Raw genomic sequence first — 968 nt, forward strand, 5'->3', positions numbered from 1 at the left:
TGGTTGTCGTATTTGGCTGGTTCGTCGTGGCCGAAGGGGGATGAGGATGCGCTTTTCGCGTTGAGCCACGATTGGTCCGATGCGGCCGAGGCGTTGAACGCGATCATCGCCCCGTTGCACGCGGCGTGTGATACGGCGTCGGCGAATTACAGTGGTAGCGGCGCGGATCAGATGATCGCCCAGTTCGGGCAGTTCTTCTCCGGAGACAACTCGGTCGAGAAGATCGTGCAGGGGCTCGAGCAGCTCGCGGACTCGGTGTTCGACTGCGGGCAGCAGACCGAGTACGCCAAACTCCAGATCATCATCACTTTGGCGGTGATGGCCGCGGAAATCGCTTATGCCCTGGCCACTTTGTGGGGGGCGTGGGCGGTGTCGCTGATCGAGGCCGAGGGTGCGGGCATCATGCGCCTGATCGCCTCGCGCCTGGCCGCGGCGCTGGCCGCGCGGGCGTCGCGGCTGGCGGCGACGCCGTTGTGGAAGCTGACCGCGATCCAGGTCCTCAAACAAGGCGCGATCGGACTCGGTACCGACGCTCTGGCGCAGGGGATCGAGCTGAGCCAGGGACACAGCAAGGGTTTCAACGTCAAACAGATGTTCATCACCGGCGCGGTCGGCGCGATCTCCGGTGGTGTGGCGACCCCGATCGGTCACTTCGGGGGTAAGTACCTGGGGAACCTGGTCGCCAAGAACGGTGGAATGAACTGGTGGAAAGCCGGATTGGTGGCGGTGGGTTCCGGTATCCCGGCCGGTGTGGTGGGCGCGGGCGCGGGCATCGTGGCCTACGGGGCGTTGACCGGGAACTGGGAATTCGACCCCGCCGCGCTGCTGGGTGGTGTGGGTGGTGGTCTGGTCGGTGGCGTGCACGGGGTGCTGGGGCATTTCCAGGGCAAGTTCACCGCGGGCATGGGCGGATACGAGGAACTACCGCCCTACACCGAAGCGGACAGACCACCGGCATACAGCGACGG

General features: G+C 65.5%; 1 protein-coding gene. It reads left to right on the plus strand.

All coding sequences use genetic code 11. The features are described 5' to 3' along the window. Positions 1 to 60 precede the first annotated feature (60 nt). On the plus strand, positions 61 to 968 hold a 908-nt coding region (locus AC5WS7_RS40610; RefSeq protein WP_495959986.1), incomplete at its 3' end, for a WXG100-like domain-containing protein.

Source organism: Nocardia sp. PLKS1-43 (assembly GCF_059510335.1).